Origin of the sequence: Aquimarina discodermiae (genome assembly GCF_040786235.1) — a bacterium.
Lineage (GTDB): Bacteria > Bacteroidota > Bacteroidia > Flavobacteriales > Flavobacteriaceae > Aquimarina.
On record NZ_JBFMKP010000022.1, the window covers coordinates 78087 to 101014 of the forward strand.

The window sequence follows — 22928 nt, forward strand, 5'->3', positions numbered from 1 at the left end:
TTTCATTTAAAAAGTTAATTTAACTCCAATAGAATATTGTTTGTACGAAGGGTCGTTTTGGAAATCTATCCCTTTTCCATTACCCACTCCAGATCCTAATACTCCTGGATCTAAGTTAAGCCCCTTAGGGATGTTTGGAGTTTCATACCAAAGGTTGTTTCCAGATAATGTAAATACAACACTTCCAAAAGGAGTTCGTTCTAGCTGTTCTTTGGTAAATGTATAAGATAAAGACACGTCCCTTAAGCGAATTACAGAAGCATCATATACAATGTTTTCGTTAACATCTTGTAGGTTAAGGAAGTAAAGGTCATTTGCTGCTAATTGAATAGTATTAGGAATTGTATTGCCGTTTGTATCCGTAAGGATGGTGCCATCAGCGGGATCTGCATAAATTCCTGGAATTACAAAAGTGCCTTCTCTATCTTGAGTGTCTGTTGTAACACCACGTCTTAATAGGTTAGTTGCTGTATCCGACCAGATGTCTCCACCATGTATATATTCTAATTGTGCTGATAACGTTAATCCTTTATAGCTAATGGTGTTAATAGCAGTAGCTCTCCAGTCCTCGTTAGGGTCACCGATAATTTTATTTTCCTTACCAGCAGCATCGTTTGCTATGATTTTACCATTAGCAGGGTTGATCAGTAAGGTTCCGTTACTATCTCTTAATGGATAGGTGCCTCTAAATACTCCAAGAGGTTCACCTTCTACCGCAAAGTTTCTACCAAATGCAATATTTAAATTGTCTTCTGGTAAATCAATTACGGTGCTTTCATAAGCAGTAAAGTTGGTGTTGATATTCCACTCAAAATCATCATTTTTATAAGCATTGTAAGTCAAACCAATTTCAAGACCTTCTGTGTCAATACGACCAGCATTTACTACAGAACGTAAGAAACCAGTAGAGTTGGGTAAGTCGGTAAACAAGATTTGATCTTTAGATATTCTTTGATATACAGATAAATCTAACGATACTTTGTTATTAAAGAATTTACCTTCAACACCAACCTCAATCTCTGTTAAAAGCTCTGGTTTGATATCTGGGTTAGGTCTAAATGTATTGGTCGCATTGGCAGCAACAGTAGCTCCTGTGAATGGGTTTATAAAGGCATTGTTGTTACTTGCTAAAGAAGGACGCGTGAGATAAGGTCTTGGAAAACTTGCCGAAGAACCATATCCTGCTCTTAATTTTAAATAATTTATGGCATCACTTTTTATCCCAGGAAAAGCACTTGTGGGGATAAATGATAAGGATGCACTAGGGTAAAATAAACTTCTGTTTTCTGCTTCGGTTGTTGAAGCCCAATCATTTCTTCCTGATAAAGTTAAGAAGATAAATTGATCATAATCAAAATCTAATGAACCATAAACACCCATTCTGTTTTGCTCAGAAGAATTAATGCCAAATTCATCGGCATTTATTGGGTTATGTGCTCTAAAATTGTCGTGATTTAATACACCAAACAGCGCTTGATCCGTACTGTTAATACCTAAAACATTTTTTCTGATATTTCTAAAGTTAGCTCCTAATGTAGAATTAAAAGAAATCTTTTCGGTCAATTTTAAGTTTTTCAGGTAGAAAATAAAATCATGGTTTGTGATGGTGTTTTCGTCATTAAATGTAGAAAGAAATCCTAATGGAGCATTGGTTCCTCCTCTATTGATACTATTTTGAGTTCGTTCATTGTAAGTATCAATACTATATCTATATGTTGATGCTATATAATCGCTAAAATCATAGTCTAGTGCAATCTTACCAAAGAATCTTTTAGTTTCTGTAGCAAATTTGGTATTCGCTAACTGCCATCTTGGATTGGTGACAGTCGCTCGATAATAGATACTTTCTCCCGTAATAGGATCCTGGAAAGGTAGGTTGTGAATATCTAAGTTACGAGGTATCCAAGTAAGTAAAGTAAAAAGATTTCTTGTTGGTCTTTTTGTCTTAGTTTGCGTAAATCCTGCAGAAGTTTGTACAGAAAACTTGTTGGTTAGTTTAGTGCTACCTCCAAAGTTTAAGTTTAATCTGTCCAAAACGTTTTCTGCAACATAGCCAGTCTGGTTCGTATGTCCCACACTTACGCCATAATTAGTATCTCCAGAATTACCGTTAACTTGTAACGAGGTAATTTGCCCGATACCAGCAGAAAAGAAATCTGAAACGTTATCTGGTACAGCTTTGTACTCTACAGTTTGATTACCATATTCAGCTGCTCTAACACCCGATAGTGGGTGGGCAACTATTTGCCCGTTAAATCGAGCTCCCCACGTACCAAAAAAGGTAGTGTTAATCGTTTGATCACCTCCTTGTCCATATTCGTTTTGGAAATCTGGAAGGTTGGCAATTTGTGTAAATAAAGTAGTAGAAGATACAGAAATTTCAAACTTCTTATTAGTTATACCAGCAGCTCCGGTTTTTGTTGTAATAAGAATTACCCCATTTCTACCATCTTCACCATATAGGGTAGATGCTGCTAAACCTTTTAATACACTTGTAGATTCAATGTTATTAGGGTCTAAATCGAAAGACCTGTCACCCGTAATAGGAGAGCCATCTACAATATACAATGGTTGGTTGTTACCTGTAATAGATCCTTTAGAACGAATAATTACATTAGTTCCTGACCCTAAGAATCCTCCTCCAACATTTACTTCTACACCGGCAACCTTACCTGTTAAGATTCTTGCGATGTCAGCTTCTGGTTTTTTCTCAATATCATCAGATTTTATTGTGCTTACCGCGTATCCTAAAGCTTTTTTCTCTCTTTTAATACCTTGTGCAGTTACAACTACCTCTTCTAGTTCTGATGCGTCTGCAACAAGTTGAATGTTAATTGTATTACTACTACCAACAGTGACTTCTTTAGTTTTAAATCCCAAATAACTAAATGTTAATACTGATCCTGTAGAAGTATTGATAGAATATTTACCATCAAAATCAGATTGAGTACCTGTAGAAGTGTCTTTTATCAGAATGTTTACTCCTGGTAATGGCAACCCTTTATCGTCTGTTATGGTACCTGAGATTGATTTTTCTTGTGCAAAAGTACAATGCACGACAAACACTAGTAAAAGTGTTAGAATTTCACTAAACTTTGTTCTCATTTTTAAAATTTATTTGAATTAGCCAGTTCCAAAAGTCATAATAATATTATTATAAAACAACTTTTTGTTATTAAAAGTTTAAAATTAAAAGACTTACGGTGTTGAGGTTAACACTTATGTATGATGTGCTTTAAAGGTCGTTTTTACCGCGTCTTTCGGCGTTTTAGTACGCTATTTTAATTTTCAAAATTTTGCTAAGTAAGTCCATAATCTAACTTACTTTTTGCCAAAAATATTGGATTTTTGAAAAGAACAAAATCTTCGTTTATTTGTGTTTTTTAGGCCTATATGTTAATATACTATCATTGTTGTTTGCCGAAATAAGATGTAAACCGTTTTCTTGTTTTAATAAAAGTAGTTTCCTTGTCTGCTTATTATGTAATTCTAATCCTATTTCAAAGGATTTTTTGTAGACAAAAGATGATTTTTTCGGATTCTTATAAATTAAAAACCCGGGATTAGAGTTAAAAACCCCGTGGTAGGTGTTCAAACCATTAAAATTGCCTCCTAGCAAAAGTTGGTCGTAGCCTGAATTACTAAAATCACCTTGTACAAAACAATTTATTGGGGACAACTGAAGATCTTGGGGGAATTCTTTAAAAGAATTATAGGTTCCATTATCATTGATGATATAGCCGCTAGCCAGGGTTTTAGTTTCGTATTTTGTTAAGGTGTCTTTTGGGTTTAGCATTGTTAAGATGCTCTCAATAGGTTGATTAGCGTAGCTTTTATAATCTTTAAAATGCTTATTGATGATCGGTAATTGAGACGATAGTTCGTCTTTGGAATTAGCAGGATAGTACGCTCCGTTTTTTTCATAAGTAAGAATGGTTTCTTTTTTTCCATTTTGATCAAAATCAGAAAGGTACATTAATAAAGGAGTGTTCGCAGAAGCTTTGAACTTAGTGTTTAGCCCCCAGTTCCCTAAAATAATATCGTCATCTCCGTCATAGTCGATATCGTACATTGTAATGGACTGCCATAGCCCTTTTAAGCTCGGAAATTTTTTAGTTTCGTTCAATTTTCCTTTTTGATTCATGAATATTCTTGGGTAATCCCATTCTGTAGCTACAAGTAAGTCTTTATGCCCATCATTATTTAGATCTGCCCAAATAGCGTCTGTTACCATGGACTTTAATAAAAAAAGAGTGTCTTTTTCAAACTTACCATCATTATTTTTTAATAAATATGATGGTACTCGGTTTCCAAAAGTTGATGAATCAGATCTGTTTCCAACAAAAAGATCCATATCTCCGTCCTGGTCATAATCATAAGGTTTTACTACAGAAGTGTTGAGAAAATTTTGTGGTATACTGGTGGTATCTTTTACAAAATCACCTTTACCATTGTTTATGTACAAACGATCATTCTGATATTTTTTGTTTTTTTTGAAACTTATTCCTGATGCAATATATAAATCCAAATCATTGTCGTTATCAATGTCTATAAAAGTAGCAGCCACATCATCACTTATAGAGTCTTTTTCTATTTCTGGGATAGATTTCTCTATAAATCCATGCAAAGTATTGATGAATAGTTTTGATTTTTTTAATGAAGCGCTTCCTATAAAAATATCTTCTCTTTTGTCGTTGTTTACGTCACCTATTGCGATAGCAGGTCCTTGTTCCGACACTTTGTATGGTGCTAATTTGTCAATATCAAAATCATTGTAAGAATCTTCTTCATGTTTGTAAGAAATTAAGTTTTCTTGCTGAAAAAGAATACTTTTTTTTAAGCTTTCGCTGGTTAGGTAAATTTCGTTTGTTTCGTTATAATTTATGGTTATTTCTGAAATGTCTTTTTCTGGAATAATTTTCTGTTGTTTAAGATTAGGCCAGATAATTAAAATAGAGTCTATAGTGTTGGATTTGGGTATTCCAAAATGCAATTTTGATTCTGTTGATGATATAAATCCTCTGGAAACAAAAAGTTGTTTATATTGAGTATTGTTGTTTGAATAAAGGTATACTTTTGAGCCAATTCCATTTTTGTTTAACTTTTGGTAGTTAAGTTTTATTGAGATGTTAGAGTTTGAAGTTCCTTCTTTTGTGTTGTTTTTATAAATAGAAGCATAATCGTTTAGATTGTTTGTTATGATGTCTAAATCGCCGTCCAGATCTAAGTCTACATAAACGGCCCCATTTGATAAAGAAGGAAGGTTTTCTATCCATGAACCATTTCTATTAATGAATGTTTTCGAATTTCCTTCAAAAATTTGATTAGGAGCTTTTCCTGTAGGCATAGCTTCTAATGATTTGATTAGCCAATCTTCGTTTTTTTTGTTTTTCTGGCGGTTTTTAAAAGAATTGGAGAGATATCTCATAAAGTCTAGGTTGTTAGGCCTTTTGAGTATTCCGTTAGAGATAAACAAATCTTGATGGCCGTCCATGTTAAAATCGGCAATAAGTGAAGCCCAACTCCAATCTGTTGCGGCCACATTAGTATACAATCCAGCTTCGGTAAAATATTTTCCTTTATTATTTAGCTGCAACATGTTTCGTGCATATTGTTTTTGATATCCCTGGCTTATTAGAAAATCTTGAGTTTTGTATGAAACATCCCCATCAGACTCTTTTAAGATTTTTTCGTCATAAGGAAGCATGTCTAACGTGATAATATCAAGATATCCATCTCCGTTAATATCCCCAGTGTCACTCCCCATAGAAAATCGACTGGTATATGAGAAACTTTTAGAAAGCTCTTCTCTAAAAGTTCCATCTTGATTATTGATGTAGTAGTAATCGTCTTCATGAAAATCATTGCATACATAGATGTCATCCCACCCGTCATTATTAAAATCTGAAATAGATGCACTTAAGCCATACCCATTAGCACCGCCATAAATTTTGGCTTCTGTGCTTATATCTTTAAATCTAGAATCGTCATTTCTTAGTAAAATGTCACCAATTAGATTGGTTCTCTTTTTTCGAATGTAAGAGGGACCATGTGATGTTTTTGTGTGTAGGGCATGATTAACGATATATGCGTCCAGATCATCATCTTTATCAAAATCAAAAAAATATGCTTGCGTTGCATATCCTTTAAAATCTAAATCATAGTTTTTTGATTGTTCAGTAAAGGTCTCATCTCCATTGTTGATAAATAATTCGTTATGACCCTTAAAGCCCAATATTTTGGTTACTGCACAGACATAAATGTCTAAAAAACCATCTCCATTAATATCAACCATTGTAACGCCTGTATTCCAGTCAGAATTTCCCATGGTTCCAGAGGATTTGCTGATATCTTTAAATTTTAAGTTTCCTTGATTTAGGTATAGCTTATTTTTACCACGATTAGAAACGAAATATACATCAGGAAGATTGTCGTTATTAATATCTCCAATGGCAACACCGCCGCCATTATAGTAATACAGATAGTTTACAATGTTATGTTTTTTATCTTCTTTAATTATGTTTTTAAAATCTATGCCTGTGATTGTGTGATCTTGCATAGAGAATAGATAAGAATGTTTAGATTTCTCGTTAGAGGAGCAGTTAAGAAATATGGTAAGTAGCAGGGTCTTGAAAATGTGTCTCATTGTATAAATATAAAAAAAAGAGGTTGTGTGTGAACAACCTCTTTTATGTAAAATACTTGATTTGTTGTAATATATTAATTTGGTGTTGAAGATGGTGGATTGAAATCTGATTCGAATGCAGGTACCGGCCAATATTCTAAATACCCATAGTTGATAGTTGCATTAGTATTTAATACCCCATTTTGATCAAGTACGTGGGCTCCTGTTCTAGAACCTGCAGCCACACCGTAACGTCTGGCATCATAAAAAGAAACGGCTCTAAAGAGTAAGGCTAAACGACGTTCTTTTCTGATTTCTTCAAGTGCTTCATCTTGAGTAAGTCCTGTTCCTACGGTTGCAGCAAGTCCAGACTCTTGTAAAGTTCTTACGGCGTCTAAGTGAGCAAGTCCACCTTCAATATCATTGGTTCGTACTTTGGCTTCTGCCAGAAACAGTTGGTTTTCTTCATGAGTACCAGCATAGTACATGGTAACTTCTTGGGCTGTTGATGAAACAAGTGGTGAACTTTCTTGCCAAAAATAAGAAGCTCCATATTGAATACCACGCCCTCGAGGATTAGGGAAAGGAAAACCATCATCTGCGTCCTGGATAAAAAGCCTGTCTAATCTTTCGTCTCCAGTATTAATGTCCTGAATTAATCGATCACTTGGGAAATACCAAAAACCAGTTACTTGCCCCGGAAGCCAATTATTGTCAATAAACGAAGTTTCAGATTCTATGGTGAAAGCACTTGAGTTGGCACTCACTCCATTATTAGCAAGTGTAATTACCTGATTCCAGTCTGCTGTAGTCATGTCTGCTACCTTAGTGTTGTAAACCAGGTTTCGTACCCTAAGTGTATTAATGTTTTCTAATAGTTCGCTTAGGTTTACTTTTTCTTTTAGATAAGCAAGTTGGAAATTGCTAAATCTGGTATCGAATGCACTTGCGTCAGAAACATTATTTAATAATGTTTCTAGGTCGTCTAATATGGCATTCGATTTTGTAATAAGCTCGTTATTAGATGCGTATTCTGTGCTTGGTGCCGAAGTTGGATTAGAGATTAGACCACTGTCATTGATTACTCCTTGTTCGTACATAGAGCCTAGCCTACTGTAACCATAGGCTCTCCACCATAATGCCCAGGCATTAAAAGCTTGCTTGGTCACATCATCTGCAGGGAGATTGTCTAATGCTTCTAGAATAGTATTGCTTTGTACAATGATGCTATACATATCTCTCCATTCGTATTGCAAAGCGTTATCACTTCCTGCTGCTCGAGTGTTTCGAATGGCAATTTCTCCAGGTTGTGGCCCTCCTGCAGGAGGGGTAATTACCGAAGCGTCATCTAAGGTGATAGATTCTGTTTGGTTAATCCATCTTCCTCCAAAATTACCCCAGGGCATGGTCATAACGTCTCCCATGGTCTCATGATATCCATAAGTAAAGAAAAGCATTGGGCTTTCTTTTTCTACTCCGACAGTCTCAAAAACATCTTCCGAAGCAATAAAATCATAAATTCCTTTTGCAAAAGTGGTTAATCCATCTACATTGGTCAATGAAGAAAGAGAAGGAAGGTTGTTGTCTACTGGGTCTATGTCAGTGTCTAAAATGTTATCTTGACAAGAGACCATAAATAAAAGCACTAAAAATGATAGTAATGCTACTTTGTTAAATAAACTTTTCATAGTCTTAGTTTTTAAAATGAGATGTTTAACCCGAAATTATAGCTCTTAGTATTTGGATGCGTAAATTCATCAAAACCTCTTTGAAACGTATTGCCAAATCCTCTGGCTGCTTCAGGATCCAATCCAGAATAATCGGTTATGGTGATTAAGTTTCTTCCAGAAATACTTAAGTTAATATGGTCTATTTTATCAAATTTAAGAACGTTGTTTAATTTGAAATTTAGACTAATGTCTCTAAAGCGAATGAATGAACCATCTTCTATAAATTCTGAAGTCGGTACATTGGTGTTATATAGAGAAGTGTAATAGGCTACAAAAGCTCCGGTTTGATCAGCTCCGGTAGGGTCTTCAATAGTAACGGGTACAGCTGTATTGGCATGTAATCCGTTGTTATATAGCCATTGTCTCGCGCGATTGTAAACATCGATCCCTTGAAACCAATCTATTTGAAATGAAACCCCAACAAAATCATTGAGTATAGAGAAATCATTGATAAAAGTTAGTACAAAATCGGGCTGTGTACTACCAGCGACTATTTTGTCAGGCCCTATAACCACTCTACCTGTGCTTTTATTGACTACGTAACCAGAACTTGCTATGGTAAAATCATTAACGTCTGCAGCAGGGATAATTCTATCACCACTATTATCTACAGCGTCTAAGCTTGTAATAACAGGAAAAACAGAGAATGTTCCTATTTCTTGGCCTTCCTGCAACACAAAATTATCACTAACAACAACTGGTAATTTGTTGGCAATTCTATCCAGTATAGCTGTTGATTTGGTATAGCGAATACCAAAATCCCATTTAATTTTGTCTGATTTGTAAATTGATAAATCTATAGAGGCTTCAAGACCATCACTAGTAATGTCATAAGCGTTTGAGACTATAGCAGATGTTCCTACACTTGTAGGTAGTCCTAAGTCAAAAATAGCTCCCTCTGTTTTTCGGTCAAAGTAATTTACAGAACCATCTATTCTATTAAACCATAATCCGGTACCAGGAGAGAGGGTATAGTCTATACCTAATTCTAACTCTTTAGAGATTTCTACTTCTAATTCTGGATTAGCAACTGTAGAGGGTATACTGGCAATTGCTTCACTACCAATGGTGGTTAGAGCAAAAGTAAAGAGGTTCTGACCAAATAAGGGTTGAATTCCCGCTTCACCATACGCTCCTCTTACTTTTAGTGTTTTTACAACATCAGATTCAAATAGTTCAGCGGTATTTAAGTAAGCATCGGCTCTTGGGAAGGTGAAATCTAATCCAGACCCAAATCGGTTTGAGAAATCTTTTCTAAGACCGACAGAAAAACCAAAAATAGCTTCATAATCAAATTTTTGATTAATTAAGAATCCGTAGGTTGTAAAAGGCTCTTCTTCATAAGAGTTGAATGTTTTGACAACTGCTTGATTGATGTTAAAAGAACCAAGAGGGCCAGACGGCAAGCTGGTGCCTTGAACATCTGTTGTTTCAGAGTTTAGGTCTCTCCAGTCAAAATTGAATGTAGTGTTTGAGGTAAAGGGAATGTCAATTTTGAGATCTTCTACAAAATCTAGGGTTAGATTTGTAGAAATTAGTAAGTTTTGAAAATATTCCTGTGTATCTACCTGATTTATAATGCCAGATACATTGGTTCCTATAGAGGATGCTTGTATATGATCAATTTGATTCTCCTGAAAAAAGGTAAACTGTTGGGTGAAGGTGTCATAGCCGTATTTAAGATTTAGTGATAAGACTTCAAGAGGTTGGTATGTGATATCAAAATTTGCAATATACCGGGTTACTTTGTCTTCTCTATTCTGTATTTCTTGAAAAAAGAAAGGGTTTGAGGAGTTTGGGTCTGTAGCATCTGGCGATACCGTTAGGTCTCCGTCACTATTCCTGTTAAAGAAATTTACATGTGGAAGGTTTTGATATACATTATTGATCAGGTTATTGTCGTTAGCATCATCAGTGTCTGTACCTGTAGTGTTGGTGCTGTTAATCACATCAAATCTAGTGTTGATTTTGATTTTTTTAGAAAGATCAAAACCTAGATTTATACGAGCATCGTATTTGGTGTATTTTCCATTTACCAATACACTCTCTTGTTCTGTCCTGTTACCAGATACTAGATATCTGATGGTTTCTGAACCTCCAGATACAGTTACACCATTAGTGGTGTTGATCGCATTATTAAATAATATGTCTGATCCTACAAAAGTTGGTTCTCTAAATGGAGTGTTGTTAATACCTTCGGCTCCAAATTGAGCGCCATTAATGTCTGCTATTTCATTAGGATCAACCGCTAAGTATTGTGCATTGTCATTTAATTGTGTGACGGGAGTTCCGTTAAGATCTACCAAAAAACCCTGGGCATTGGTAGAATAGCGATGTAAATTGGCTCTTAAAGGATCTTTGCTAGTGATCGCTTGTGCGATACTAACAGAGGATCTAATGTTAACAACAGGGGCACCAGCCTTACCTTTTTTTGTGATAATGTTAATGACTCCGTTGGCTCCCTGGGCCCCATAGATAGTACCCGCAGCTGCACCAGAAATAGTTTCTACTCTTTCAACATTAGAGAAATCAATATCAGCAAGACGAGAACTTTGGTTAGATGCACCTCCAACACTGGATTCTGAAGTGGATACTTGAACACCATCGATCAAAATCATAGGTTGCGAGGAGTTTAAACTATTGATCGCTCTTAAGATGATATTTTGTTGTTGTCCTGGTTGTCCTGTAGTTGACTGAATAATGGTACCAGCAATTTTACCTTGTAAGGCCTGGTCAATTGCTTGAGCTCCCTGTACTTGTAAATCTTCAGATTTTACCGAGTTTACAGAGACTCCTAGCTTTCGTTTATTTGTACCAGATGCTACCCCAGTAACAACTACTTCTTCTAATACCGCAGCATCTTCTTGTAAAGAAACATTGATTTCACTTTTGTTAACTGTAATTATTGTTTTGGTAAACCCAACGTAACTAAACTCTAATGATTTTCCTTGATTTGTTTCGATAGAGTATTTTCCGTCAAAATCAGTTTGAGTTCCTTTATTGGTACCACGCTCAATAATATTTACCCCAGGTAAAGGTGCTCCGTTGTTGTCGGTCACAATACCTGTTACGGTTATTTCTTGAGCAAGCGCAAGTTGCGCAACTAACACTAAGAAAAGTGTTAGAATTCCTTGTTTTGATGACTTCATTATGTGTGAATGTTTAGGATTAGCTTGTCTAAAATTCTTTATAATATCTTAATTAAACAACTTTTTTTGGTTAAAAAATAATAAGTATATGGTAAAATAGTATATGTATTTTACGTTTAAATAGTATATAGTGTATGGTTTAAGTGTAAGTTGATTGCGTCTTAATAACCTGCTAATCATGTTTTTATGGGGTTTTCGGAAATGTGGTTTCTGGTGTTTTTTTGAAAAAACAAGCGTAGTTTTTTAATTTTTAATTTTTAGAAAACTTTAACTACTTGTTTTTCAGTATTTTGTTTCATTTATTAAAAAATGGGATGTAGAGTGTTTTTTTTGTTTCACTACTTCGGACATAAGAAGAAGAGTTGTATGTCTATGTGGTTTTTTGGATTTGACTATGAGGTTTGAGATAATATTTTATAAAGTTCTTTAGGTATTAACTAAATTTAAATTCGATATTTAGATAGTTATGAGAAAATACATAGACATGTTTAGAAAAGCGGTTGTATTAACTTTTTTGGTTTTAGTGGTTTCTTGTCAAAAAAGAAGGGAAGAGAGAATTAGTTTGGAGGCAGAAGATTATCATAAAGCAATCGATAAAATTACTGAAGTTATAGTGCATGATATTTTTTCTCCACCAGTTGCTAGTAGGATCTATAATTATGTAAATATTGCTGCTTATGAGGTGGTGGCTTCTGGAAGTAATGATATGAGGTCGTTAACGAGGCAATTAAATGGATTTGATAAATCTTGTAATGTAAATGCAGTAGAGTTGGTGGATTATAAGATGGCCTCTATAATTGCTTGTTTGGATTTGGGAAAAGAACTGGTTTTTTCTGGGTATAAAATAAAGACATATCAAGATAGTTTGTATAATTCTTGGGGGCAAGTGGATCAGAAGGTTTTTGAGGATTCTAGAGTTTATGGGCTTAATGTTGCGCAGTGTGTGAAAGAATGGTTGAATCAGGATAATTATGCAGAGACGCGTTCTATGTCAAGATTTTCTGTAGATATTGAAGACCCTTCTCGTTGGCAGCCTACACCTCCCGATTATATGGATGGTATAGAGCCTCATTGGGGGAGGATAAGACCTTCTGTTTTAGAGTCTGCTTCACAGTTTAAGCCTGCAAAGCATCCTGATTTTTCGTTAGAAAAGGGGTCGGCGTTTTATTCTGAGATTATAGAAACCTATGAGGTGAGGAAAGAGATAACAAAAGAAGGAGATGTCTCAGAGAAATTACAGATTGCTCAATTTTGGGATTGTAATCCTTATGTTTCAGTACATAAAGGCCATGTAATGTTTGCTTCAAAAAAGATAACACCAGGGGCTCATTGGATTGGAATATGTAAAATTGCATGTAAAAAAGAAGATGTCGATTTCGAAAAAACAATTTTTGCTTATACCAAGACATCAATTGCGATAGCAGATGCATTTATAAGTTGTTGGGATGAAAAATATAGAAGTAACCTTATTCGTCCAGAGACTTTGATCAATAAGTATATAGACGAAGATTGGGAGCCGGTTTTGCAAACACCTCCGTTTCCAGAGTATACTAGTGGTCATTCGGTAGTTTCTGGAGCGGCTTCTGTAATTCTGTCTGATATTTTTGGCGAAAACTTTCAGTTTGATGATGATACAGAGGTTCCTTATGGTTTGCCGGTGCGTTCATTTCAATCTTTTGAAGCAGCAGCAGAAGAGGCAGCAATAAGCAGATTGTATGGAGGAATTCATTATAGATCTGCAATAGAATTGGGACTTCGACAAGGAAAGGAATTAGGGAAATTTGTTGCAAACAAGTTGGTTATGAAAAACGAAGCGAATTAATTTTAGCAAGTTAAGAAGAGGTGTGTTGCGGAAAAGATAAATGACGATTTTTAGTATTCTTGTTTTATGACAATAAAAAAAGAGGTGCATAAAAGCACCTCTTTTGATTTAGTAAGTAAACTTAATGAGTTGATTATTCAAAAAGTTTGTTTTCTTTGGCTGATATTGGTATTTCAACTGCAGGAGGACCGGAGCTGGAAAATTTAAAAGTAACTTCTCCGATTAAAATAACACCATAGTGGTCTACAGGGGTGCCATCTACATCTCGAACTATTTTGTATACATAGATATCATCTGGAGTAGCTGAAACCGATGTAGAAGATGATCCTGCATCAAAATCTACTTTTGCTTGTTCAAGATCATCATATTCTTCAAAGCTATCAGCTCCTGTAATGCCTAATTGTACAAATGAGATGTCAACCATGTCTTCTGCTTCAAAAAATGGAGGTCCTCCAAGATCCATAGAAATGTCAGATTCTTCATTTACTCCTGTAGAAAGGTTTAATTTCTCTTTGCCCTCTACATTTCCAATAACACCGTTAATCACATCGTTAAACATTTGTGGTAGGATAGCTGTTTTGGATTCTACAGCTTCTGATAATGTTCCACTGGTTACTGTAAATGTGTAGATTAGGGTATCACCAGGAACAAAACCATAGGTTGCATACTCAAGATTTTTTAGGTCGATAGAGCCTTTGTCTGAAGCAAAACCCGTAGAGATGTCTGTTTCTGCACCCATCTCACCATTTTTCCAGGTAACTGTGATGTCGTCGATATTGGTTCCTGCAGTAGTGGTTTCATAAGAGATTACATTTCCATCAGAAGTATCTCCATTTTGTACAGATTCGACTTCGCTAGTTAAGCTTATAACAGATGTTACATCGATTGTTTCTGTAAAAGATGCTTTTGCAAAGTTTCCGCCAGAAAAAGTGGATACAATGTCAAGGTTGATTGAGCCTGTTTCCAAAGTTCCTAAAGATGAGGAACTGAAAGTTGCTGTTTCTCCATTTATTGTTGCATCTGCAATTTTGTCTGAGGAGCCAGATCTGTATATTTCAATACCCGTTGTTTGGGAATCACTGGAGTTGGTAATGCCCAATGTTAGGTCAATGTTCGAATCAAAAATAGATATGTTGTCATCTATCAGAAAAACTGGGGCTGGGATGGTAGTTCCTTCTGCTCCAATTTCATCATCATCAGAACATGATGATGCAAAAAGCAAGGATACTACCAATACTATATATAAGGGATTTAAAAATGCTTTCATAGATATTGTTTTAATTGTAATACATCGTCTTCTTCCGTGGTTTTTCATTGTTTTTAATTGGCTTTGAATATCCATAATTGATCAAATATAGTTACACCATCCGGAGTATTGCTGTTGGTATTTGTGGATTCTTCTGGGTAAGGAACCCTTTGAATAAATTCTGTAGCAATTGCTTTTCCATCATTAGTTGGTATCGATAAGGTAGCAGGATAATCATAATTATGCCTTCTTACATCTACCCATGATTCGGTATTCATAGTAAACATTGCTTTGTGCTTTTCTGTCATTATTTTTTCTATAGTGATAGAGCCGGCATCCTCATCGGCAAAAGCTGCAATGTACGTATTTATTTTTGCCTGATAGGTGCTAACATCACCTCCAGATGAAGTAAGGAACTCTATTGCAGAAGGAGTGACTAGATTAAGCTGCGCTATAATTGCTGCGTTATGAGCAGTAGCGGCTCTTTCTGCATCTCCGGATCTTAAGGCTGCTTCGGCTTCTATAAAAAGTAATTCAAAATGAGTAGATATAAGCTGCGGGGATGTTTCTTTTCCATAAAATCCTTGTGGACCTACAGGCGAATAACTAGCATTATCTGTTCCAAAACCGTTTGATTTACCTGTATATCCTACTACGGTACCATCTGTAGCTTCGGTATTCCAGTAAGCTTCTTTACGAGGATCATTAGTGCTTGTTAAAGTATTCATGAATACTTCTGATGCAATCATTTGGTTGTTTTGAAAAAGGTGATAGTAACCGTTTCGGTATATATCTGCTCCTTCATAAGGAAAAACCAAATCATAAGCATGTTCTGTAAAGCCAGCTGATTTGGCATTGTCTACAGCCGTAAGCGCAGCGGTTGCTGATCCAGAAGGATCTTTAATACTAAAGTGATTTCGATATCTTGCTTCTAGAGCATATGCTAAAGCTTTCCATTTATTTAGTTGTTCTTCGTTACTTGCGGCAGCTGAGTTGTGAAAAACAAAGTCTTCAGCTCCTAATTGGATAGAACTGGTTTTGTCTAAATCAGCTATTCCTTCGCTTAACAAAGAAAACATACTATTGTAGATTTCTTCTTGAGTGTCAAATTTGGGATTCGGATTTTCTGAGCCTACAAGTGCTTCTGACCAAGGGATTCCTCCGTATTGGGAGGTAAGTGTTCCTAAAGCAAGAGCAGATATTATTTTAGAAGCGCCTACATGTTGCCATGCTTCTCTTTCTGTTCCTAAAGAAATCACGATCTTTAGGTCGTTAAGGGCGTCGTACTGTCGATCCCATAAAGAGGCATTAGGTAGGATATCGTATAAGTCATAATTAACCCCGTTTCCATGGTTTCCTGCAAATGTTTGTATCCATAACCCACACCAAAGATCCCAATCAGTTCCTTCGGTAAATCTACCATATTTATATAAGATAGAGCGTTCTCCTGATGTGAAAATTAAAGGTATGTCAACCTCTTTAGGGTTGTTAGGGTCCGTATTAGTTTCTTCAAAATCTTCTGTACATGATGTTATTATACTAAGGACAGAAAAAATAAATAAGAAAATATTTTTATAGTTTATTATATTTAATGTTTTCATGAGATCTTTTTTTAGAATTGAACTTTAACCGTCATTCCATAACTTTTTGTGTTAGGAGCTGTAATCGTGTTGAATCCCTGTACATTACCTGCTCCAAGTCCGCTAGTTTCTGGGTCAGCACCAGAATAATTGGTGTCTAGCCATAAGTTACGACCAGTAAACGTAACACTTACTCTGTTTATAAAGGTGTTTTCTAATATTTTGGAGGGTAAATTGTATGTTAAATTAAGAGTACGTAATCTTACCCATGATGTATCTTCTACAAAATTTTCATCAGTCGCGTTGTAGTTATTGTGATAATAGGTGTTCGTTAAAGGTACGGCAATGGTACTTTGTTCTCCAGTACTTTCGATAATACCATCAAATACTCGAGTAGCATTCGCATTTACGTCAGAAGCGTTATAAAAACGATCTTCAGTTGTCTGACTTAAACCAGCATATATCCAAGATACTTCGGCATCGTTATAAAGGTCTCCTCCTTTTCTAAATTCTAAATTTCCACTTAAGGTAAATCCTTTGTAAGATACTCTAGGGTTAAAATTTAAAGTCCAATCAGGATTTATATTACCAAGAATCTGGTTAGACTCTCTTTGGGGAGCTCCACTATCGTCTAATAGCAATTGTCCGCTTTCGTTTCTTTTGTATTTGTCTCCGACAAAAGTCCCGTAGGGTTCTCCTGGTCTTGCAACCAATTTAGTTCCATTCCAATATCCGTTACCAATAATGATCTCTTCAAGACCTTCTGGTACTTCTACAACTTCACTATTGTTTTTTGCAAAGTTAAATCCAAAATCCACTACAATACCATGGTTGTTTTTAATAAAATCATTAATGTTCAGTAATGCTTCAATACCATTATTGGTCACTTTTCCGCTATTGTCGATGTATTCGGCAAATCCTGATGAAGAAGTTAACGGAATCGGTAATACTTGATCTACTGTATTTCTTTCGTAATACGTAATATCTAGGCCAATAAGATTGTTCAAAAATTTAAATTCTCCACCAATTTCCCAAGCTGATGATAATTCTGGCTTGATATTCGGATTATTTTGTCTGTTGCTTATGGTAAACTGAGGTTGCCCACCAACATTAGGTGTTCTTCTTGCAAAAACATTTTGTAAAGAAAAATTGGGTGCGTCATTTCCTAATTTTGCCCAGGAACCTTTTAATTTACCATAGCTTAAAATTTCGTTATCACTTAATAGGTTGCTAAACACAAAACCAGTACTTACAGACGGGTAGAAAAAAGAATTGTTTACTTTAGGCAGTGTAGAGGACCAGTCGTTTCTACCTGTTAAAGTCAAAAATAAGAAGCTTTTATAATCTAATGTTACTTCCGAAAATGCTCCGAAAATTTTCTTGTTATTGTCCGAGTTGTTAGAAGTGACTGTTTTTGCATTTGAGATATCAAAAAAATCTTTTGTTAATAATTCTTGACCATCTACATATAATCGATCATATCTTGAGGTATAGATGTCTCCCCCTACTAAGTAAGATAAATTTAAATCTTCATTCAGTATAAAATTTCCTGATAAGTTAAAGTTGTTGGTAATATCTTTACTGTTTATTCTTATTTCATACATGTCACCTAATCTGTTATTGGTGTTAACAGAAGAAATAGGTCTCACTAACCTTTTTTGGTCGCTGTAGGTATCGATACCTGAGCGAAAATTTAATTTCATCCAATCTGTGATATCATAGCTAAAATTTATATTTCCAATTGTTCTGTTAACTTCTCCTTTTTCCCCTTCTTCATTTACGATCCAGTTAGGATCCCCAACAAAATCACTAAACCATACTTTGTCTCTATTAGAATCTACCCATGGTCTGTTGATATCCCACATATGATGCCAATAGGTTAGCCCATTACCAATACCAGTGTCTCCTCCTTGAAACGAATTCGTGTTTACATTAGAATAACTTGCCATTGCACCTATTTTAAACTTATCAGTAATGTCATAGTCTCCTTTTATGGTGAAATTTGTTCTTTCGTAAGTGTCATTTTTAACAATACCTTCGTGATTTACATTACCAGCAGAAACATAAAAACGACCTTTTTCACCTCCGCCAGAAACAGAGATATTAGTGTTTAACCTGGTGCCTTTTTGCCAAAAATTCTTGTAGTTGTCTCTAAAGAAAGGAATTCGTTGTCCAGAAACATCGTCATCTGTTCCGTCTCCGTCTATATCAGTAATAGTATTTGCAGGAAAGGTAGGATTGTTGGCGTATGCAGGTCCCCAACTCCAATGAGTTAGATTAGAGTAAGCTCCATTTCGACCACGGGCATATCTGTCTGTAAATTCTGGAAATTTGTTTACTTCATCTATGGTGTAACCAGTAGAAAGTGAGATGTTCAGTCCTTTTTGATTTCGAGACCCACTTTTTGTGGTAATTATGATAGCTCCATTAACTGCTCGTATACCATATAATGCAGTTGCTGCTCCACCTTTTAGTACGGTCATAGAGGCAATGTCATCCGGATTAATATCAGAAGCTCTATTGACACCTACAGTTTTTCCGTAGTCTCTGAAATCAGTTCCATCAACCGTTCCGCTAGAGGATCCATTTTCAGTGTTATTATTAATGGGTATCCCGTCTATTACAAAAAGAGGCTGGTTATTTCCTAAAATACTAGAAGAACCTCTAATAACAATGTTGGCAGAAGCACTAGGAGATCCACCAGAATCAGTAATGTTAACCCCGGATACCTGACCGTTTAATGCGTTTACGAGGTTGTTTTCTGCTGCATCGTTTAATTTATTTACATCGACACTTTCAGCAGAGTACCCCAATTTGTTTTTTTCTTTCGCAATTCCAAAGGCGGTAACTACTACTTCTTCTAGTTCAGAAGCATCTTCTTGCATACTTACGTTTATTTGGCTGCTTTGCCCTACAGTGACTTCTTGATTTGCAAAGCCGAGATAGCTAAATATCAAAATAGATCCTGTATCAGCAGAGATAGAATATTTTCCATCAAAATCTGATTGGGCACCTTTATTAGTGTCTTTTACTTGTATGTTTACCCCGGGTAGCGGTAAACCTTTGTTGTCTGAAATAACCCCGGTAATAGTTTTTTCTTGAGCAAACGAAGTTTGCGTTACTAATGTTGCGAACAACATTAGCAATGTTGTTTTAATTGATTTATTCATGTGTTATAATTTTAGATTAGCCACGATAAATGTCATAATTATAAATTAATAAAGCAACTACATTATTGATAATTAAGGTTTTGCAGTAATACTTTTGTGTTTTTAAAGTAATTGTTAAGTGTTTTAGGTCTTTTGGTGTTGAGTTTTTGGTATAGTTTGATTACGGAAGTGGAATAGTAAGTTGAAGTTTTTGGGATGGTATTTTTAAGAAGTGTGGTTTAATTTAAAATGGTTTAGATAGGTAGTTCTGGGCAAAGATTATGTTATAAAGAAATTTTAGATTTACTGGCTTAAAACGAAAAAGAATTACATGTGTTAAATTTTATAAGTTTTTTGGGAATACTTTTGTAAGGATACTGGGTATTAGCGTGTAGGTGACTCTTTTCTCTACTGTGTGGTTTGAATTACGGGTAAAGTGTTGCTTTTTTATTGATTAAGTCTGTTGTGTCAGAAGGTTGTAAGTTGAAAAAATTAAATGTATTTGAAAATTAATGCATTAGGATTTGATTTGCTCAAAAATATTTCTACCTTTGCAGCCCTCATAAAAGAGGTGTAATAAAATAATTAATAATAGTGTAAAGCAAATTATGCCAACAATTTCACAATTAGTACGAAAAGGTAGAACCAAAATAACTAAGAAGAGTAAATCGGCTGCTTTGGATTCGTGCCCGCAACGCCGCGGTGTATGTACACGTGTTTATACTACTACTCCAAAAAAACCAAACTCAGCTATGCGTAAGGTAGCTCGTGTTAGGTTAACAAATGGGAAAGAAGTGAATGCGTACATCGGTGGTGAAGGACACAATCTCCAAGAGCACTCGATAGTATTAGTTAGAGGTGGAAGGGTAAAAGATTTACCAGGAGTTAGATATCATATTGTTCGTGGAGCTTTAGACACCGCTGGTGTTGAAGGTAGAACACAACGTAGATCTAAGTATGGTGCAAAACGCCCTAAGAAGTAATTAAAAACTTTTAAAAAGAAGACATGAGAAAAAGAAAGGCTAAAAAAAGACCGATTTTGCCAGATCCACGTTTTAACGATCAACTAGTGACTCGTTTTGTAAACATGATGATGTGGGATGGTAAGAAATCGACTGCTTTCAGAATATTCTATGATGCGATAGATATCGTTGAAGAGAAAAAACAAGATGAAGAAAAAACTGCATTAGAGATATGGAAAGATGCATTATCTAATGTTATGCCTCACGTAGAAGTAAGAAGCCGTCGTGTGGGGGGTGCTACTTTTCAGATTCCAAATCCGATTAGACCAGACCGTAAAATATCCACTGCAATGAAGTGGTTGATTCAATTTTCTCGTAAAAGAAATGAGAAGTCAATGGCTCAGAAACTTGCTGCAGAAATCATTGCTGCGGAAAAAGAAGAAGGAGCTGCGGTTAAGAAAAGAGTAGATACTCATAAAATGGCAGAAGCCAATAAAGCATTTTCACACTTTAGATTTTAATCATTAAGAAATGGCTAGAGATTTAAAATATACAAGAAATATAGGTATTGCTGCGCATATTGACGCAGGAAAAACTACAACTACCGAGCGTATACTTTATTATACGGGGGTAAGTCACAAAATTGGTGAAGTGCATGATGGTGCAGCTACTATGGACTGGATGGAGCAAGAGCAAGAAAGAGGTATTACAATTACTTCTGCTGCTACCACTTGTGAGTGGAAGTTCCCTACAGAAAATGGTCAGGCGATTTCTGATACAAAAGGATATCACTTTAATATAATTGATACACCGGGTCACGTTGATTTTACGGTAGAAGTTAACCGTTCACTTCGTGTTCTTGATGGTTTAGTGTTCTTGTTTAGTGCTGTAGACGGTGTAGAGCCGCAATCAGAGACTAACTGGAGACTAGCAGATAACTATAAGGTGCCACGTATCGGTTTTGTGAATAAAATGGACCGTCAAGGATCTAACTTTATGGCAGTTTGTCAGCAAGTAAAAGATATGTTGGGGTCTAATGCAGTGCCAATTGTAATGAATATTGGTGATGAGGCAGATTTTAAAGGGATTGTAGATTTAGTGAAGAACCGTGCTATTGTATGGCATGATGAAACACAAGGGTCTACATTCGACGTTATAGATATTCCAGAAGAGTTAAAAGCAGAAGCATCAGAGCTTAGAGGTAAGCTTATTGAAGAAGTAGCAGCTTATGACGAGAATCTTTTGGAAAAATTCATGGAAGATGAAGACTCAATTACAGAAGAAGAAGTGCATGCTGCACTTAGAGCCGCTGTAATGGATATGAGTATTATTCCTATGATTTGTGGGTCTGCATTTAAGAATAAAGGAGTGCAGTTTCTTTTAGATGCGGTTTGTCGCTATTTGCCATCTCCTACAGATAAAGATGGTATTACAGGGATTAATCCAAATACAGATCAGGAAGAATTACGTAAGCCTGATGTAAAAGAGCCGTTTTCAGCATTAGCATTTAAAATTGCAACTGACCCATTTGTAGGGCGTTTGGCATTCTTTAGAGCTTATTCTGGACGTTTAGATGCAGGTTCTTATATCTTAAACAACCGTTCTGGTAAAAAAGAACGTATTTCTAGAATTTATCAAATGCATTCTAATAAGCAGAATGCTATAGAATATATTGAGGCTGGAGATATTGGTGCGGCAGTTGGGTTTAAGGATATTAAGACAGGGGATACCATGTCTGATGAGAAAAACCCTATTGTTTTAGAATCAATGGATTTTCCAGATCCGGTAATTGGTATTGCTGTAGAGCCTAAAACTAAAGCTGATGTTGATAAATTAGGATTAGCGTTAGGTAAATTAGCAGAAGAAGATCCAACATTTACAGTTAGAACAGATGAAGCTTCTGGACAGACTATTATTTCTGGAATGGGAGAGCTTCACTTGGATATTATTGTTGATCGTTTAAAGCGAGAATTTAAAGTAGAGGTTAACCAAGGTCAGCCTCAAGTAGAGTATAAAGAAGCGATTACTCAAAAAGCAGAGCACAGAGAAGTTTATAAGAAACAATCTGGTGGTCGTGGTAAATTCGCAGATATTGTATTTACTTTAGAGCCTGCTGAAGAAGGAGCTGTAGGACTTCAATTTGAGTCTACTATAAAAGGTGGTAACGTTCCTAAAGAATTTATACCTTCTATAGAGAAAGGATTCAAGATGGCAATGACAAATGGTCCATTGGCAGGATATGAAGTAGATGCTATGAAAGTTACTTTGACAGATGGTTCGTATCACGATGTGGATTCTGATCAGTTATCTTTCGAATTGGCGGCTAAATTAGGGTTTAAAAACTCGGCAAAAGCAGCTAAGGCAGTGATTATGGAGCCAATTATGAAGCTAGAGGTAATTACACCAGAAGAAAACATGGGTGATATTGTAGGTGATCTCAACCGTCGTAGAGGACAAGTAAGTGATATGGGTGATAGAGCAGGTGCAAAGACTGTAAAAGCAACCGTTCCGCTTTCTGAAATGTTTGGATATGTAACAACATTAAGAACATTGTCTTCAGGTAGGGCAACATCTACAATGGAATTTTCTCACTATGCTGAGACTCCTTCTAATATTTCAGAAGAAGTAATTGCAGCAGCAAAAGGAGTTAACGCTTAATTATTAC

At 35.7% G+C, this 22928-nt stretch carries 11 protein-coding genes; 4 read left to right on the forward strand and 7 right to left on the reverse strand.

Going from position 1 to position 22928, the window contains the following annotated elements; genetic code table 11:
• Nucleotides 1-6: 6 nt before the first annotated feature.
• From ABW636_RS15115 to ABW636_RS15130, 4 genes are all read right to left on the reverse strand, one after another.
• The gene (locus ABW636_RS15115) at nucleotides 7-3105 is read right to left on the reverse strand and encodes a SusC/RagA family TonB-linked outer membrane protein (RefSeq protein ID WP_367590905.1); all 3099 of its coding nucleotides are present in this window, start codon (nucleotides 3103-3105) and stop codon (nucleotides 7-9) included.
• 265 nt (nucleotides 3106-3370) lie between these two features.
• On the reverse strand, nucleotides 3371-6559 hold the full coding sequence (locus ABW636_RS15120; RefSeq protein ID WP_367590906.1) for a VCBS repeat-containing protein: 3189 nt from the start codon (nucleotides 6557-6559) through the stop codon (nucleotides 3371-3373).
• 161 nt (nucleotides 6560-6720) lie between these two features.
• Nucleotides 6721-8313 (reverse strand): RagB/SusD family nutrient uptake outer membrane protein, encoded by a 1593-nt coding sequence (locus tag ABW636_RS15125; RefSeq protein ID WP_367590907.1) that lies wholly within the window; start codon nucleotides 8311-8313, stop codon nucleotides 6721-6723.
• An 11-nt stretch (nucleotides 8314-8324) separates the two neighbouring features.
• The gene (locus ABW636_RS15130; RefSeq protein WP_367590908.1) at nucleotides 8325-11504 is read right to left on the reverse strand and encodes a SusC/RagA family TonB-linked outer membrane protein; all 3180 of its coding nucleotides are present in this window, start codon (nucleotides 11502-11504) and stop codon (nucleotides 8325-8327) included.
• 466 nt (nucleotides 11505-11970) lie between these two features.
• Between ABW636_RS15130 and ABW636_RS15135 the strand changes: the two genes are divergently transcribed.
• Nucleotides 11971-13326, forward strand: a complete 1356-nt coding sequence (locus tag ABW636_RS15135; RefSeq protein ID WP_367590909.1) for a vanadium-dependent haloperoxidase — start codon at nucleotides 11971-11973, stop codon at nucleotides 13324-13326.
• Between the two features lie 133 nt (nucleotides 13327-13459).
• On the opposite strand, the gene ABW636_RS15140 is transcribed toward ABW636_RS15135, so the two are convergent.
• The 3 genes from ABW636_RS15140 to ABW636_RS15150 are packed head-to-tail and all read right to left on the reverse strand — an operon-like array spanning nucleotide 13460 to nucleotide 19322.
• The gene (locus ABW636_RS15140) at nucleotides 13460-14593 is read right to left on the reverse strand and encodes a hypothetical protein (protein ID WP_367590910.1); all 1134 of its coding nucleotides are present in this window, start codon (nucleotides 14591-14593) and stop codon (nucleotides 13460-13462) included.
• Nucleotides 14594-14646: 53 nt separating this feature from the next.
• A complete protein-coding gene (locus ABW636_RS15145) occupies nucleotides 14647-16173 on the reverse strand; it encodes a SusD/RagB family nutrient-binding outer membrane lipoprotein (RefSeq protein WP_367590911.1) in 1527 nt (508 codons plus the stop codon).
• Between the two features lie 11 nt (nucleotides 16174-16184).
• The gene (locus tag ABW636_RS15150) at nucleotides 16185-19322 is read right to left on the reverse strand and encodes a SusC/RagA family TonB-linked outer membrane protein (protein WP_367590912.1); all 3138 of its coding nucleotides are present in this window, start codon (nucleotides 19320-19322) and stop codon (nucleotides 16185-16187) included.
• Nucleotides 19323-19909: 587 nt separating this feature from the next.
• Here ABW636_RS15150 and rpsL point away from each other — a divergent pair.
• From rpsL to fusA, 3 genes are read left to right on the forward strand one after another with little or no spacing between them, the layout of a single operon-like run.
• On the forward strand, nucleotides 19910-20284 hold the full coding sequence (rpsL, locus tag ABW636_RS15155) for a 30S ribosomal protein S12 (RefSeq protein ID WP_367590913.1): 375 nt from the start codon (nucleotides 19910-19912) through the stop codon (nucleotides 20282-20284).
• Nucleotides 20285-20307: 23 nt separating this feature from the next.
• Nucleotides 20308-20784, forward strand: a complete 477-nt coding sequence (rpsG, locus tag ABW636_RS15160) for a 30S ribosomal protein S7 (RefSeq protein ID WP_367590914.1) — start codon at nucleotides 20308-20310, stop codon at nucleotides 20782-20784.
• Between the two features lie 10 nt (nucleotides 20785-20794).
• On the forward strand, nucleotides 20795-22921 hold the full coding sequence (gene fusA, locus ABW636_RS15165) for an elongation factor G (protein WP_367590915.1): 2127 nt from the start codon (nucleotides 20795-20797) through the stop codon (nucleotides 22919-22921).
• Nucleotides 22922-22928 lie beyond the last annotated feature (7 nt).